Source organism: Polyangium sp. 6x1, assembly GCF_029946515.1.
In the GTDB taxonomy this organism is placed as follows: domain Bacteria; phylum Myxococcota_A; class Polyangia; order Polyangiales; family Polyangiaceae; genus Polyangium.
Genome location: NZ_JARZHH010000042.1, coordinates 49,331 through 64,609, shown reverse-complemented (window position 1 = coordinate 64,609; position 15,279 = coordinate 49,331). Strand labels below are relative to the sequence as shown.

Genomic DNA, 15,279 nt, shown 5'->3' with positions numbered 1-15,279 from the left:
GGCGAGCAGGCGAGCGGCCGCCGTCATTCGCAGCCCATTCCGTCGGGAGCGGGCAGGCCGCAGGTGGAGAGCCAGTCGAGCAGGATCTGTTTGTCGGCCTCGGGGATCGTGGCCATGAGGGGCATGAAGCCGCTCTCGACGACCTCGGCCATACGCACGAAGCGGGGCTTGGTCGTGATGCCGTGCAGCTCGCGCGTGTCCTCGTACGTGAGCAGCGAGTAAGGCGCGCCCGAGAGCGGCGGGGATTGGTGACAGCCGTGGCAGTGCGTCTGGAGGACGGCAAAAACGTCGCAGGGGAAATCGCCGGTCGGCGGCGTGCCCTCGCAGGTCGGACCGGCGTCGCCGCCGCCGCCGCTGCCGCCGGAGCCGCTCGTCGGCAGGGGAGGGACGGGAGGTTTCCCAGGCGGGACACATTGCCCGCCGAGGCAGCCTTCTTCGAGCTCCGCGGTGCACGCGGGGCCGAGGGCGGCGAGGAGAGGGAGCAAGGCGAGCGGCGCGAGGCGACGGAAAAGAAGAGGCATTGCGGAAGACTAGCGCAACCGGGCGGGCGTGGCGTGGCGGCTTTTTCGGAGAAAAAACCAGGACCTCGCTCGCCCGGGGGCGAGAGCCTTCTATCTCACTTGCAGGTATCCGACATCGCCTTCGTGTGCGGGCAATGCGTCACCGCGGCCGTCTCGTCGCTCGCCGCGACCGAGAGGTGGTACATGCGGCACTCGGTCGTATTGCCGGCCGTGAAGTCGGCCGCGTTGTACGTCATGCCCGCGGCCGTCCACGCCATGCACGACGTCATGCATTCGCCTTCCTGCGGCCACTCGGTCGCGCAGGTCTTCACCGCGAGCGAGCAGAACGCCTGGCAAAGCGAGCCGCACGTAGCGCCGCCGCTCGGGCCGGCGTGCTGGCAGTGCATCGCCGGATCGCCCGTCGCCGCGCTCGTGTGATAGATGCGACACTGCATCGTGTTGCCGGCCGCGTCGCCGTCCTTGCCATCGGCCGGGAAGCCCGCGCAGCTGCCCATGCAGCTCGCCTTGTCGGCATACTGCTGATTTTCGCCCATGCAGTTCGCCGCGATGTCCGTGCAGTATTTGTCGCAGTCGACGGCAGCGGCGCCGCCGCCCGCGCCGCCCGCGCCGCCCGCGCCGCCCGCGCCGCCCATTCCGCCCGTGGCGCCGGCACCACCGGAACCGCCCGAACCACCGGAGCCGCCCGAATTTTCGTCACCACAACCCGTGGTCGCGATGAGAGACGTGGAAGCGAGCAAAGCACCCAGGAAAAGAAGTCCATGTTTCGTCATGTAAAGCACTCTCTCCGTTTCCGACCGGAACGTCAAGCCAGCGGGCGTTCTCCGTGCGAAATTCGCTCGCAAAGCGGAGCACGTCCATGGCGAAAGGAGGTCGGAGTCATCGCATACGCGTGGAGAGGCCCAGCGGTTCCATGCGAGATGTCCGCGAGCCGCGTGCGAATTCCAGGTGGCAGTGATTTTGCTCACGCTCCCTTCGGGCCGCGATTTCCTGCACCCGGCTGCGCCATAAGGTCGACGCCTGAGCGCCGCGTCGATTCCGGGGACGTTTCTTCAATGCGAATCAGGAGCAGTCGGTAGAATCTGAAAACAATGGAGCTTCTTGCCCCCGAGGCGCTCCATCCGACGCGGGCACGGGGGCTGCGCACTGGCTCTACCGTATCCGCGCCGCACACCGGGGCCCGTCCGCGCGATCCCGAAATGCAATCGCTGGAGGTCGCATGGCAATAGCTGCTCGCCCGGGCTGCCTCGCGAGGCCGTCCAGAGGCCTCGTCGTTCGCCCCGGTTGATCGGACGACCCCCATGGCGGAGCCCTGGCGGCTGGTCCGGCGATTGCTCCCGTTCCTGCGACATGTCGACGAGGTCCTCGCCCAGGAACGTTCTGGCCACGAAGAGCGAAGGAACGAGCGACGCGGTGCCCGTCTCGTCGAACCGGGGCAGCGGCAGCGGCATCCGTCGCGTCGTGATCCCCGAGCCCCTGGCCCCGCCGAGCGACGCGCTCGCCGCCGCGCTGACGTTCCTCGAAGGCGTCGCCTCGCGGCGGATGTGCCGGGAAGAGCTGCGCTCCTGGATCGACCGGAACCTCGTGCAGCCGGGTTACATGGCCCGCCCCTGGCGGATCCAGGAGCCGCTTTTCGGCGCATTGCCGGCCGACAAGCATTGCAGCGCGTTCCTGCCCGAGATCCCGCCGACGGACGAGACGGCCGCGATCCTGGTCCGCACGCGCGCGCGTGTGGTCGGGCATCTGCGCGGGCTGCGAAAGGAGCCGGTCGACGACCGCTTCCTCTCGGCCGCGATCTTCGCGGGCCGCGTCCGCAGGGTCGTCGTGGGCGAAACGATGCAGTGGGTGCCGCGCCCGCGCAGCCACGACATTCTGAGCGACATCGTGACGAGCCTGTTCGTCTCCGACATCCTCGGGCGGCGGGAGTTTTACGCGCAAAACCTGTGCATTTGTGACACCTGCGGCCGCGTGCGTTTCGACCCGGAGCCGCCCCAGCGGAACAAGTGCTTCTTCTGCTAGGTCGTCGGCGCCTCTGCCGAGGCCCCGTCCGCCCGTGACGCAGTGCCGCCCGTGAACAAGGCGTTGCCAAGCGCGCTTCTTCTGGGCGAAGTAGGGGCATGATCGATCTGCGCTCGGATACCGTGACGCGGCCCACAGCCGCGATGCGGGAGGCCATGGCCCGGGCCGAGGTGGGCGACGACGTGTACGGGGAGGACCCGACGGTCGCGCGCCTGGAGAAGCTCACGGCCGAGATCACAGGCAAGGCGGCGGCGCTGTTCGTGCCGAGCGGGACGATGGGCAACCAGATCGCCCTGCTCTGCCACACGCAGCGCGGCGACGAGGTGATCATCGGCGAAGGCGCGCACTGCGCGTTCTACGAGTCGGGCGCGGGCGCGGCCTGGTCCGGGGTGCAGTTCGAGATCGCCGGCCGCGGCGGGCTGTTCGGGCCGGACGAGCTGAAAGAGGTCATCAAGCCGCCGCATTATTATCACCCGCGGCCGCGGGTCGTCGCGCTGGAGAACACGCACAACCGGGCAGGCGGTCGGGTCTTTCCGCAGCGCGACGTGCTCGCGATCGCGGAGGTCGCGCGGGCGCACGGGCTCGTGATGCACCTCGACGGGGCGCGCGTGTGGAACGCCGCGGTCGCGTCGGGGCTCTCGATCGCGGAGCTCTGCGCGCCGTTCGAGACGGCGAGTGTTTGCTACTCAAAGGGTCTCGGGGCTCCGGTGGGATCGGCGATCTGCGGCGACGCGGAGACGATCGTACGAGCCCGTAGGTTCCGGAAGATGCTCGGCGGCGGCATGCGGCAGATCGGCGTGCTCGCCGCGGGCGCGCTCCACGCGCTCGAGCATCACCGCGCGCGGCTCGCGGAGGATCACGCCGCCGCGCGCGTGATCGGCGCGGCGATTCGCGAGGCCGGGGCGAGCGTGCCCGAGGTCGAGACGAACATCGTGCAGGTGGATTTGCCCGTGGCGGCCGACGAGCTCGTCGCAGCCGCGCGCGCGCGTGGCGTCCTCGTCGGCGCGTCGGGCGCGCGGCGCGTCCGCGTGGTGACGCACCTCGATCTGCCGGCGGCGCGCGTCGCCGAGGCGGCCGCGGCGCTCGCGGACGCGACGCGCGAGGTCGTCACGCGGAAGGCGACGCCCGCGTGAGCGCGAGGCGCGGCCTCGGGTTTGTCCTCGCGTGGTGGCTCGTCGGGTGCGGGCCGAGCCTCGGCGACGCGTACGAGCGATCGTTCGCCGCGGGGCAGAGGGCGTATCACGCGGGGCGCTACGAGGAGGCCGCGAAGAGCTACGAGGAGGCCGCGGGCGCCGCCGAGCGCGTGAAGGATCGCGACGAGGCGCTCTTCCTCGTGGCGCGCATGCACGAGCGGCGCGGCGCGCACGCCGACGCGAAGGCCGCGCTCCAGAAGCTCGCCGAGACCTCCCCCCAGGGACCACGCGCGGGCCGCGCCGCGTTCGAGCTCGCCAACCTCGAGATCGAGCACGGCGACGCGGAGCGCGGCTACGCGATGCTCTTCGACGCGACGGCGAGGTACACGAAGAACGGCCTCGCCAGGAGAGCGGTGAAGCGGCTCGTGGAGCACGAGCGCGAGCGCGGCGGCGACGAGGCGGTGCTCGCGTGGGCGAAGGGGCCGGCGCGGGTCCTCCGGAACACGGAGCTCGAAGAGAACGTCGATTACGAAGCGGCGCTCGCGCTCGAACGGCTCGGGCGGCACGCGGAGGCGCGCGACGCGCTCGTCGCGCTCTCGGTCGCGCATCCGTACCCTTTCGGGACGCTGACGGACGACGCGCTCTGGCACGCGTCGTTGATCGAAGAGGAGCTCGGGCACTACGAGGCGGCGATCGCGCAGCTGCGCGCGCTGCTCGCGGCGCGCGAGTCCTCGCACCTCACGGGCAGCTACGAGCGCCCGCGTTACTCGCCGGCGCAGATGCGCATCGCGGAGCTCTACCGTGATCGGCTGCACGATCATCGCGCGGCGCGCCGCGAGCTGCACAAGCTCTACGCCGATCATCCGACGTCCACCTTGCGCGACGACGCGCTCTGGGCCGAGGCGCGCCTCGCGCACGAAGACGGCGACAAAGGCGAGGCTTGCGACCTCGTCAAGCGCTTGCGCAAGGATTTTTCCGACTCGCGGTACGCGCCCTGCGCGCACCTCGTCTGCGACGAGATCAGGCCCGCGCCGAACGAAAAGTCGTGCGCGGGCTACATCGAGCGAGAGGCGAGCGGACGGAAGGACGAGGCGCCCGCGGATCCCGCGGGCGACTGACGGCAGGCGTCAGTCTTCCTCGTCGTTCTCTTCCTCGAGCTCCTCGTCGTCTTCGTCGTCGAGGTCGTCGTCGTCGTCGAGGTCGTCGTCGTCCTCGACCTCCTCCTCGTCCTCTTCTTCACGCTGCTCGTACTTGAGATCGATGCCCATCTCGCCGAGCTGCGTTTCGAGGAGCTCGAAGAGCTCGTCGACGTCGTCGCCGCTCCACTCGTCGAGGACGTCGGTCAAAAATTCGAAGAAATCGCCGCTGTCGAGCCGACGCTCGATTTCTTCGACCTGCTCCTCGCTGAACGCCTCGAGGACGTCCTCGCGCAGGGCCTCCGTATCGCCTTCGTCGATCGCGTCCGCAGCGGAGAGGCGGATCTGCTTAACCGCACGCTTGTCGAGGTGGATCTCCATGAGCGTGGCTCCGTTTAGGCGACCAACCATGGCGACGTCAAGCGCGCCGATGATCGGCGAAAAGGTTTCCGAGACGTTGGCGCAGGCGCGCGCTGCGTCAAGGCGAGAGCCCCCGGAGACCTTCGTGACCAGGTGTCGCCCGCCCCTCGCATCGGGCCCCACCTTCTTCGGCCTCGCCCGGAGCGGAAAGGGAAGGGGACACGAGGCGCCTTCCGCGCCGGCATCGGGCGCGCGCGCGGCGGGTTGCGGGCTCGGGCCCAGGCGCGTAGCGTGAGCGCCGGTGAGCGCGCGACGGCCCTTCGGTCTGCTCCTTTGCGCCTCTCTGCTCGCCGCCTCCGGTCCGGCGCGTGGTGAGCCGAGCGCTCCGCTGCCTCCGGCGAACGAGCCTCTGCGTGTCCTCGGGGGCGTCCGTCCACCGCCGCTCCACGTCGAGTACTTCCAGTACGGCGTGGCCATCGTCGCCGAGACGAACCTCGACGCAGGCGCGGTCTGCGCGCCCGAAGGTGGAAAGGCCGCGCCTTGTATCCTGGGCGGAGCCGGAGGTCTCGCGATCCGCGGCGGGTATCGATCCGCTGGGCCCTGGTACGTCGGCGGGGCCTACCAGTTCGCGAAGATGGACTCGAGCAATCTCTACCGGCTCGGGATCTTCCAGCAGCTCCGCTTCGAGATGCGCTACCTGCCGGACTTCGGGACCCGCGCCGCGCCCTACGCTTCCTGGGGGATCGGCGCGCTCGCGTATGGAAACGAGTGGGGCGTCGAGACGGGCGGCGGGCTCCTCTTCGGAGGGCTCGGCGTCGAAATCGAGCTTTCCCGGGTGGCGATCCTGGGCTTCGGCCTGGTCTACCGCCCGATGCTCATCGCAGGATGGACCGATACGGCGGGGGCCGTCCGTGCCACGGGCGTGGCGCACTTCCTGGGCGCCGAGTTCCAGTTCGAGCTCCGCAGCGAGATCGGGCGCAGGTAGCTCGGAGCGGGCCGCGGGGCGCCCTTTTCGTGTCGATCTTGCGCTCGGGCACTTGACTCGAACGCTCCTCCGCGGTCCTCTCGCGCTGTGATCTGCGACGTCTGCGGTCGTGAAAACGCCGACAACCTGACGTTTTGCCTGGATTGCGGCAGGCGCCTTCGGACCCAGGGGCGCGGCGTGCCGCCCACGCCGCCCCACGGGATCGAGCGCGTCGAGCGCGCCGCGGTGGCCGAGGCCCGAAGCACGGACGACGCGCCGAGCTCCGCGCCCGCGATCGCCTCGAACCCCGCTCCCTCGGCGAACCCGACGTCCGGCAGCCCAACATCCGGTAGCCCAACGTCCGGCAGCCCGACGTCCGGCAGCCCGACGTCCGGCAATGCAGCATCGTCCCCGAAACCCTCGGCGCCGCGATCCAGGCCCGAGGCGCCCGCGCTTCAGTTCACCGTCTCGTTCGGCGCCGACGCGATCACGACGTGCCCGAGCTGTCGCTCGTCGAATCCGCCCGGCTACCGCTTCTGCGTGACGTGCGGCGCTTCGCTCGGTCGTCCCGCCGCCGCTTCGAGCGAGTCCGCGGTGGTGCGTCGCGCGCCGGAGGCCGAGCCCGAGCCCGAGCCCGAGCCCGTGGCCGCTCCGCCTCCGCCTCCGTCACCGCTGCCCGCGGCGCCTCCCGCGGCCGCGCCGATCACGGAGGTCCCCGCGGTGCGGCCTGCGCTCCCGCGCTCGGTCGTCGCGCCGAACCTGGAGAGCGCGTCGGCCACGATCCCCGACGACACGGGGGACAAGATCATCGGCGCGCCGGTCGTGGGCATCGCGACGGCCCGGACCGGCCCTCCGCGGCTCGTGCGTTGCGCTCGTTGCCACGGGCATTCCGCCGAGGGCATGCGGTTCTGCAAGTACTGCGGCGCGCCGCTCGACGAGGGCGAGAAGGCCGCCCGCGCGGAGGCCGAGCCGCCGTTCGCCGAGCCCGTGACCGCGGGGCGAAGGGACGAGCGGCTCGTGTCCGCGTTCGTGGCCCCGGCGCCCGTCGCGCCTTCGGGGACGCCGAGTGGTCGCCTCCAGACGGGTCGGCTCGTCGTGATCGTGGAGGATGGCAGCGAAGGCAAGTCGTTTCCGCTCGTGGACCGCCAGGTCGACGTGGGCAGGTCGGAGGGGGACATCCTTCTGGCGGACGATCTGTACGTCTCCCCGCGGCATGCGCGCCTCCTGCCTCAGGGTGGTCACTGGATCCTCCGGAATCTGCACTCCACGAACGGGGTCTACCGGCGCATCCGGGAACCGCACGCGCTGAAAGACGGCGACTTGCTCCTCCTGGGCCTCGAAGTGTTACAGTTCGAAACCGTGAACGACGCGGAGCGAGGGCTCGGGCATGCAACCCAGCATGGGACCCTGTTGTTCGGGTCTCCCTCGACCCCGCGGCGCGCACGGCTCTGTCAGCGGACGGTCGAGGGCGTGACCCGCGACGTGTACCATCTGTTCCGGGATGAAACGGTGATCGGGCGAGAGGTGGGAGACATCGTTTTCACGGCCGACCCTTTTCTGTCGAGGCGGCACGCGGTCCTTCGCAGGAGCCTGATGAGCGGGGAGTTCACGATCACGGATCTGGACTCTTCCAACGGCACCTACGTGGCGATCCGCTCGGACGTCACCCTCGACAACGGCGACTATCTCCGCATCGGCCAGCACCTGTTCCGGGTGGACCTCTCGTAGTGAGCCCATGAGCGAACAAGCCTCCCGAGAGACGCAGCCCGACTCGAACCGCCCCGCGGACAGCGCCGAGGGTCTGCCCAGCGAGCGCAAGCCGAAGAAGCCGGCTCCGATCAAGCTGCGCTTGTTCGGCCGTACGGACGTGGGCCAGGTGCGCGAGCACAACGAGGACAACTTCATCGTCGCGGACCTGACGAAGGCGAGCCGCGGCTTGATGGAGACCGATCGCAACCAGGTCGTCGGCGAGCGGGGCGTGCTGCTCGGCGTCTGCGACGGCATGGGTGGCGCGGCCGCCGGCGAGGTCGCCAGCCAGCTCGCCGTGGACATCATCTTCCAGAAGATGATCTCGGGTGAGCCGCCGAAGGATCACGACGACATCGCGGCGAGGCTCGTGCACGCGATCGAGTCGGCGGGCCTGCGCATCTTCAGCGAGGCGAAGCTCGATCGCACGCGGCGCGGGATGGGCACGACGTCCACGGTGTCGGCGCTCGTCGACGATCACCTCTTCATCGGCCAGGTCGGCGACAGCCGCGCGTACATCCTGCGCGGCGACAGGCTCGTGCAGGTCACGCGTGATCAGTCGCTCGTGAACCAGCTCATCGAGGCCGGTCAGCTCACCGAGGAAGAGGCCGAGACCTTCGAGCACAACAACATCATCCTGCAGGCGCTCGGCACCTCGGACAGCGTGCAGGTGGACCTCACGTTCGTCGAGCTCAAGCGCGGCGACACGCTCCTGCTTTGCAGCGACGGCCTCTCGGGCATGGTGCGCAACGAGGAGATCCGCGAGGTCCTGCGCACGATCGACGATCCGCTCGAGGTCTGCAAAACCCTCACGGATCGGGCGAATCAAGCGGGCGGCCACGACAACATCACGGTCGTCGTGTCGAAGTTCGAAGGCGAGGCGCTGCCCGAGCCGACGGAGGAGGACATCGCGGGGCTGCGCTATCGCAAGTACCAGCTCCCCGAGCCCATGCCGCCGAGCTCGCTCACGGCCCCCGATCCGAGCCGCCGTGTCAAGGAGCTCGATCAGCCGAAGATTTCGGTGCCGCTCACGCCGCTGCCCTCGTCGACCTCGTCCGAGGGGCACCGCCGCGAGAGCGACTCCGAGCGGCGGGAAGACGCCTCCAAGGACGGAGAGGGTCCATCTTCGTACGGGCCGCGTTCGCACGGCCCAGACGATCCGATCCACATCCCGACCGACGGCGCGCCGCAGTGGCTCATCGTGATGATGATCGCGAGCGCGCTCGCGTGTATCACGATCGCCGGCTACTACCTGCTGAAGCCCTAGCGTTCGGCTGGCGAAGCCCGGCCGCCAAAAATATACTCGCGGGATATGCCGAGCGAGGTGCCGCGCGAGGCGATGGACGCGGACGGTCGTGTGGACGTCGCGACCGCGCAGCGCATCGTGGAGAACGCCGTCGCGCGCGCGACGAGCGGGCCGGACAAGAGCGCGGGCATCATCGAGGCGAAGGTCGCGGAGGCGACGCGGCGAGGCGCGCGGCTGAACGCATTGCTCGCGTTCGGCGTGGCCGTGACGCTGGTCGCGCTCGGGGTGGCGGCCCTCGTCGTGTACCGATCGCAGCGCGCGGCGGCGATCCTGAAGGCCGAGGCGGGGCTCGACGCGCGACCGGTGGCCGCACCCGTGGGCACGTTGCCGACGAAGGTGCTCTCGGGGCGCGAGCTCTACGAGCAGAACAAGGGCGCGCTCTACGTCCTCGCGTACACGCAGAACCGCCGCATCAGCGGCTGCTGCAGCGCCTTCGCGATCGGCAAGAACATGCTCGTGACGAACGCCCACTGCGTCACGTCGTGCGGGACCCGCGGCGGAAAGGCCGTGGTCGTGCAGAACGAGTCGGCGGGGAAGGTCGAGCTCGAGGTCGTCGCGCAGCGCGCGCACCCGACCTACAACGCGAGCTCGAAGCGCGCGGATACGCCCGACGTGGCGCTGCTCCGCGTGAAAGGGACGCTCCCCGTGGCCGTGACGCTGGCGAGTGACACGGAGCTGCGCGCGCTCGGCCCGGGCGACGACGTGTACGTGCTCGGCTTCCCCGGGCGTGTGATGGATCCGGTGAGCCCGTCGGCGACGTTCCTGAGCGGGCACCTCGGCCGGCTGATGGGCTTCGACGAGCAGGCCACGTCGGCGGACAAGGCCACGGTGATCCTGCACGACGCGGTCACGCGCGGCGGCAACAGCGGCAGCCCCATCTTCAATCAGTACGGCCACGTCATCGGCGTCCACGCGGCCCACGTGGACGACGAGGAAGACATCTCCATCGCCGGGCAGAAGACGAAGATCGTGCAAGCCTCTCCCTACCGCATCGGCATGCGGATCGATCTCGTCCGCGGGGTACCCACGCCGTGAACCTCCGGATCGTGCACATCGCAGGGCAAAAAGCCGGGACGTCGCAGCTCTTCGAACGCGACGTCGTGCGGCTCGGCCGCGCGCCGGACAACGACGTCGTCTTCGACGCGAACCACGATCGCGAGGCGAGCGGACATCACGCGGAGCTGCGTCGCGAGGGCGGCGCCTGGTACGTCGTGGATCTCGGGAGCCGCAACGGGACGTTCGCGAACGGGCAGCGGATCCAGCAGCGCTACCCGCTCGCCCCGGGGACCGAGGTGAGCTTTGGCGCGAAGGGCCCGCGGATCCGGATCGAGCTCGTGCCCGCCGCGCCGCCGATGCTGCCGCTGCAGCCGATGCCGCCCATGCAGCCGATGCAGCCGATGCCGATGCCGCCGCCGCTGGATCTCGCGCCCGCCGCTGCGCCGCGCGTGCAGATCGCGCAGGCCGTGCAGCCGGCGCCTCCCGCGGGCGCGCGCGTCGGACAGCGGACGATCGCGATGATGATCTCGCAGGCCGTGGCCGTGGCGAGCGGGCGTCAGAAGTTCGGACGGACGGCGGAGCTCAACGCGATCGTCGAGGAGAAGGTCACGGCGGCGACCGCGTCGCAACGGAGGACGGCGTATGCGCTCGGCGGGCTCCTCGTCGTCGCGCTGCTCGCGCTCGGCGGGCTCATCTTCTGGAGCACGCGCTCGCAGGACGATATTCAGCGCCTTCGCGAGGAGCTCGCGCAGATGGCGCCGGAGGATCCGCGTCGCAAGGAGATCGAGGGCCGGCTCGGCAACCTCCACCCGTCGAACGCGAGCTTCGGCCGAAACCTCTACGACCGATCGAAGAAGGGCATCTTCATGCTCGCCGCGAAGGGCGAGGGCTTCTGCACGGCGTTCGCCGTCCGGCCCTCGGTGCTCGCGACGAGCGCGCACTGCATCCAGGAGGCGAAGGCGAAGGGCTCGGTCGTCGCGCTGGAGAACGAGGGGCGCGGGCAGGCGCGCTTCGACGTGATCGAGATGCGCACGCATCCCAGCTATCGCCCGACCGATCAGGAGAGCATCACGCCCGACGTCGGCGTCTTGACCATCCGGGGCCGCTCGGCCGTCGTGCTGGAGATCGCGACGAAGCAAGAGCTCACGGGGATGGGCGCGGGCGACGACGTCTACCTCATCGGCTTTCCCGGCCGCTTGATGGACGCGACGAACCCCGCCGCGACGTTCCTCGCCGCGCACATCGGCCGCGTCACGGGCGCGTCCGGCCGGCCTGCGGCATACCAGGACGCCTGGCTCGTACAGCATGACGCCGCGACGACACGCGGCTCGAACGGCAGCCCCGTCTGGAGCGGCCAGGGCAAGGTGATCGGGGTGAACTCGGGCGGCTACCTCGAAGAGGGCGAAGAGAAGATCGCAGGTCGGAAGACGGAGGTCGTGAAGGCCTCGCCCTACAAGTTCGGCATGCGGATCGATCTCGTCGAGGCGCTCCTCAAGTAGTCACGATGTTGAGGCTCGCGATCCGCAGGCTGCTGCTCATTCTTCCGACGTTGATCGGGGTCTCGGTCGTCACGTTCCTGTTCCTCTCGTACGTCCCCGATCCGACGGACGATCCGGCGCTCGCCGTCACGCCATCCGAGCGCGCGCGCCTGCGCCGTGAGCGGTTCCTCGACTTGCCGCGCTTCTTCAACCTCGGGACGCGTGACGTCCGCGCGCGCGCCGCCGAGGCGATGCACGCGATCGTCGACGGCGACGTCGATCAAAAAGCGCAGGGGCGCGAGGAGCTCGCGCGGCTCGGCGGAGCGGCGCTCCCGCACGTGCTGCCCGCGCTCGACTCGCTCGCGCCCGGGCCACGCGCCGAGGTCGCGCTCGCGCTCGCGCCCGTCGGCGAGCGGATGGGCTTCGCGGGCGAGCGGCTCGCGGATCCGGCGCGCGCGGTGGCGTTCTGGACGCGGTTCTGGGACGACCGCGGCATCGAGTTTCGCCGCGCGTCCGTGCGCAGCGCGGTCCGCAGGCTCTCGCGGTACGGCAGCACGTCGCGCGCGGCCGAGCTTCGCGAGCTCGACACGTTCGTGCTGGAGGACGTGCTCGGCGCGCTCGAGCATCCGACCGACTCCGCCTCGTTCGAGCGGGCCCGGGCCCTCGTCGACATCGCCGCGCACGTCACGGGCCGCGACGATCGCATCTCGCCCGGCGACGACTACGGCACGGCCCTCGCCTGCGTCGAGCGGTGGGGCTCGTTCTGGATGGTCTACAAGAACGACTTCGTGACGCTCGACGGCCCCTCGCGGTTCGCGGGCATCGTGCTCGAGACGCGCTACGGCAAGTGGGCGCTCGGCGCCGTCACGCGGCGGCTCGGCGTGGGCATCGACGGCGTGCCCGTCCTCGATGGCATCGCGCAGCGCGCGCCCGTCACGCTCACGCTCGTGTTCGGCGCGATCGCTCTGGCGTACGCGGCGGCCGTCCCGCTCGGGCTCCTCGGGGCTGCGTCGCGCGGGCGGCGTCGCGACGGGCTCACGGCGGCGATCGTGCTCGTGCTCTATGCGATCCCGACGGCGTTTTTCGCGATCCTGGCGGCGCGTGGCTACCCCGGGCACGGGCTCTTCTTGCCCACGGTCGTGCTCGCGCTCGGCCTCGTGGCCGCGCCGGCGCGTCAGGCGCGCGCGGGCCTCGCCTCGGCGTTCGCCCAGGACCACGTGCGCGCCTCGCTCGCGCGAGGGGCGAGTCGCGCGCGTGCGCTCGTCGTTCACGCGCTCCCCGGCGCGCTCCTCCCGGTCGTCACGCTCGCCACGCTCGAAGCGCCGATGGCCCTCGGCGGCGCCTTCGTCGTCGAGCGGGTCTTTGGCCTCGAAGGCCTCGGCGCCGCCACGATCGTCGCCGTGCAGTCGCGGGACACGAGCTGGCTCATGGCCGTCTCGATCTTCATGGCCGCGACCGCGACGATCGGGGTCATCATGACGGACCTCGTGTACACCGCGCTCGATCCGCGGCTCGCGCAGAGCATCCTGCGCCAGAGGCCGCGCACATGAGCCACCGCAGGATCGTGCTCCGGCGCGTCGCCCATAGCCGCCGCGCGGGCCTCGGCGCCGCGCTGCTCGGCTTGCTCGTGCTCATCGGCGTCTTCGCCGAGATCCTCGCGGCCCCCGCGCCGCTCGTCGCCGTCGGCCCGCGTGGCGTCGAGCTCCTGCCCGCGATCGTCCACGCCGAGCGGTACGAGCGGCTCTCCGAGGACGAGATCGCGCGCTCCTATGCGGACGCCTTCGCCGTCTGGCCCCTCGTGCGATCCGGCCCGACGGCGCCGAGCGCGGCGGGCGCCTTTGCGCCCTCGTCCCGCGCGCATCCGCTCGGCACCGACGAGAAGGGCCGCGACCTCTTCGCACGCCTCGTCTACGGCGCGCGCACGGCGCTCGGCCTCTCGCTCGCCGCCGTCCTCGTGAGCGCGCTCCTCGGCGTCCTGCTCGGCGGCCTCTCGGGCATCCGTGGTGGCGCCTCGCGTGACGTCCTCGTGCGCCTCGTCGAGACCGTCGACACCTTCCCGGCCATCCTCGTCGTCGCGCTCGTGCGCGCCATCGAGCGCGAGCCTTCCGCGCTCTCGCTCGTGCTCGCCGTGGCCTTCGTGCGCTGGGCCGAGGTCGCGCGCCTCGTGCACGCGGAGACCTTGCGCGGAGCCTCGGAGGAGTACGCCCTCGCGGCGCGCGCCCTCGGCGCCTCGCGCGCGCGCATCTTCCTGCGCCATGTCCTTCCGAACGCGCTCGGCCCCGTCACCGTGAGCTCGGTGTTTGGCGTGGCGTCCGTCGTGCTCCTCGAAGCGGCGATCTCGTTCCTGGAGATGGGCGCGCCGACGTCGGCGGCGTCCTGGGGCGAGACGCTCGCGCAGGGCGCGCGAAACCCCGCCGCGCTTCGCTTGCTCGTCTTGCCGGTCTTCTTGCTCCTCGTGACCGTGGGCGGCTCGTACCTCGTCGCCGATGCGCTGCGCGACGCGATGGATCCGCGCGCGGCCCGAAAGCGACGCGACGAAACGTACGATTCGTTCGGTCGTTCCGCGGACGAGCCGCACACGTCCTGATGACGATACGTCACCATCCGTGATGGGCTTGCAACGCGTCGCGCACCCGACGTACGTTGAAAAAAGCCCGGTCTCCTTGGAAGGCTTGGGCTCGGCCCGGCGTGCTGACCAACCTCGCCGGGCCTCTTTTCATTTCAGCCGCAAGGATCGCGTTCTCACGACTCGACGGAGATGAGATCCACGGCGAAGCATCGGAGCGCGTGCAGGCTGCGGCGTTGCCAGTGCATCTCGGGGTTCGAGAGGAGCCGGATCTTGTACTCCTTGCTCCTCTCGAGCTCGCCGATCTCGCTGATCCACGACACGAAGCTCTTGAAGCAGGACGAGTTCATGAACTCGAGGTTGCGGAAGTCCACCTGCACCTCGGCGGCGCTGATCCGCAGGGCCTCGGCGTGCACGCGCGGCAGCAGCGTGTCGAGGCTGTCCTTCGCGGCCATGTCCGCGTTGCCCGAGAGGCTGAGGACGAGCGAGCGGCCCTCCGCGCGCACGTTCGCCGAAAAGTCGCGGAGCGCGACCGAGAGATCCGAGGCCGCGCTCACGAGCTCCTCCGCGTCGTGACGGTCGTCTGCGCCAGGATCGTGACCCTGTCGTCCTCGATGGTGTGGCTCATCGTCATCTCTCCTTCGGCACGCACGCGCACGAGGCCGAGCCCCGAGCCCACCTTCCGCTTGGCGCTGCGCGCCATCGCGATCTGGTAGTGGCCGAAGGGATCGTCGTGCCGGCTCATCTCGTCGAAGATAGTGGCAAGCGTTGCGATGTGCTCGGCGTTCGCCCGGTTCATGAGCCGGATGGAGACTGTGCTCGACGTCTCGCCCGGCTCGAACTTGACGGATAAAAACGTCGCGCCGTCGCTCGCATATTTGACGGCGTTCTCCAGGAGCTCGTGGGTCGCGAGCGCGATGCGCGACACCGTGTCCTGGTCCTCGATCATCCGCTCGTAAAAGTCGGACAGGAACCTGCGAACGATGGAGATGAGCTCGACATTGGGCTGGAACGTCAGCTCGAACGCGGTTGGTGTCTCGATCATCGTTCCTCGCGG

Annotated in this window: 15 protein-coding genes; 10 read left to right on the top strand and 5 right to left on the bottom strand. The window is 70.2% G+C overall.

The genetic code is table 11. The features are described 5' to 3' along the window. Positions 1 to 23: 23 nt before the first annotated feature. Both QHF85_RS31860 and QHF85_RS31855 read right to left on the bottom strand, forming a co-directional pair. The gene (locus QHF85_RS31860; RefSeq protein WP_281331150.1) at positions 24 to 521 is read right to left on the bottom strand and encodes a hypothetical protein; all 498 of its coding nucleotides are present in this window, start codon (positions 519 to 521) and stop codon (positions 24 to 26) included. A gap of 95 nt (positions 522 to 616) precedes the next feature. Next, positions 617 to 1,291 (bottom strand): hypothetical protein, encoded by a 675-nt coding sequence (locus QHF85_RS31855; RefSeq protein WP_281331149.1) that lies wholly within the window; start codon positions 1,289 to 1,291, stop codon positions 617 to 619. 577 nt (positions 1,292 to 1,868) lie between these two features. Here QHF85_RS31855 and QHF85_RS31850 point away from each other — a divergent pair. From QHF85_RS31850 to QHF85_RS31840, 3 genes are all read left to right on the top strand, one after another. Beyond that, a complete protein-coding gene (locus QHF85_RS31850) occupies positions 1,869 to 2,537 on the top strand; it encodes a hypothetical protein (protein ID WP_281331148.1) in 669 nt (222 codons plus the stop codon). Positions 2,538 to 2,635: 98 nt separating this feature from the next. Beyond that, positions 2,636 to 3,670, top strand: a complete 1,035-nt coding sequence (ltaE, locus tag QHF85_RS31845; RefSeq protein ID WP_281331147.1) for a low-specificity L-threonine aldolase — start codon at positions 2,636 to 2,638, stop codon at positions 3,668 to 3,670. Beyond that, the gene (locus tag QHF85_RS31840) at positions 3,667 to 4,788 is read left to right on the top strand and encodes a tetratricopeptide repeat protein (RefSeq protein WP_281331146.1); all 1,122 of its coding nucleotides are present in this window, start codon (positions 3,667 to 3,669) and stop codon (positions 4,786 to 4,788) included. The genes ltaE and QHF85_RS31840 overlap by 4 nt, the downstream gene beginning before the upstream one ends. A gap of 9 nt (positions 4,789 to 4,797) precedes the next feature. Here QHF85_RS31840 and QHF85_RS31835 read toward each other — a convergent pair whose 3' ends face one another. After that, positions 4,798 to 5,187, bottom strand: a complete 390-nt coding sequence (locus QHF85_RS31835; protein WP_281331145.1) for a hypothetical protein — start codon at positions 5,185 to 5,187, stop codon at positions 4,798 to 4,800. Between the two features lie 280 nt (positions 5,188 to 5,467). On the opposite strand from QHF85_RS31835, the gene QHF85_RS31830 reads away from it, so the two are divergent. The 7 genes from QHF85_RS31830 to QHF85_RS31800 all read left to right on the top strand — a co-directional run bounded on the left by QHF85_RS31830 (position 5,468) and on the right by QHF85_RS31800 (position 14,243). After that, a complete protein-coding gene (locus QHF85_RS31830; RefSeq protein ID WP_281331144.1) occupies positions 5,468 to 6,151 on the top strand; it encodes a hypothetical protein in 684 nt (227 codons plus the stop codon). Between the two features lie 87 nt (positions 6,152 to 6,238). After that, positions 6,239 to 7,858: an FHA domain-containing protein gene (locus QHF85_RS31825; RefSeq protein ID WP_281331143.1), complete on the top strand. Its 1,620-nt coding sequence runs from the start codon at positions 6,239 to 6,241 to the stop codon at positions 7,856 to 7,858. Between the two features lie 7 nt (positions 7,859 to 7,865). Beyond that, positions 7,866 to 9,143 (top strand): Stp1/IreP family PP2C-type Ser/Thr phosphatase, encoded by a 1,278-nt coding sequence (locus QHF85_RS31820; protein WP_281331142.1) that lies wholly within the window; start codon positions 7,866 to 7,868, stop codon positions 9,141 to 9,143. Positions 9,144 to 9,188: 45 nt separating this feature from the next. Further along, the gene (locus QHF85_RS31815; protein WP_281331141.1) at positions 9,189 to 10,217 is read left to right on the top strand and encodes a serine protease; all 1,029 of its coding nucleotides are present in this window, start codon (positions 9,189 to 9,191) and stop codon (positions 10,215 to 10,217) included. After that, positions 10,214 to 11,677: an FHA domain-containing protein gene (locus QHF85_RS31810; protein WP_281331140.1), complete on the top strand. Its 1,464-nt coding sequence runs from the start codon at positions 10,214 to 10,216 to the stop codon at positions 11,675 to 11,677. The genes QHF85_RS31815 and QHF85_RS31810 overlap by 4 nt, the downstream gene beginning before the upstream one ends. Positions 11,678 to 11,682: 5 nt before the next feature. Beyond that, a complete protein-coding gene (locus tag QHF85_RS31805) occupies positions 11,683 to 13,206 on the top strand; it encodes an ABC transporter permease (RefSeq protein ID WP_281331139.1) in 1,524 nt (507 codons plus the stop codon). Continuing rightward, entirely contained in the window at positions 13,203 to 14,243 is a 1,041-nt protein-coding gene (locus QHF85_RS31800) for an ABC transporter permease (RefSeq protein WP_281331138.1), read from the top strand. The genes QHF85_RS31805 and QHF85_RS31800 overlap by 4 nt, the downstream gene beginning before the upstream one ends. A gap of 155 nt (positions 14,244 to 14,398) precedes the next feature. Here QHF85_RS31800 and QHF85_RS31795 read toward each other — a convergent pair whose 3' ends face one another. Beyond that, positions 14,399 to 14,779, bottom strand: coding sequence for a hypothetical protein (locus tag QHF85_RS31795; RefSeq protein ID WP_281331137.1), 381 nt, complete (start codon positions 14,777 to 14,779; stop codon positions 14,399 to 14,401). After that, positions 14,776 to 15,267 carry a hypothetical protein gene (locus tag QHF85_RS31790; RefSeq protein ID WP_281331136.1) on the bottom strand — a complete coding sequence of 164 codons (492 nt, stop codon included), beginning with the start codon at positions 15,265 to 15,267 and terminating at the stop codon, positions 14,776 to 14,778. Before QHF85_RS31790 ends, QHF85_RS31795 begins: the two co-directional genes overlap by 4 nt. Between the last annotated feature and the right edge of the window lie 12 nt (positions 15,268 to 15,279).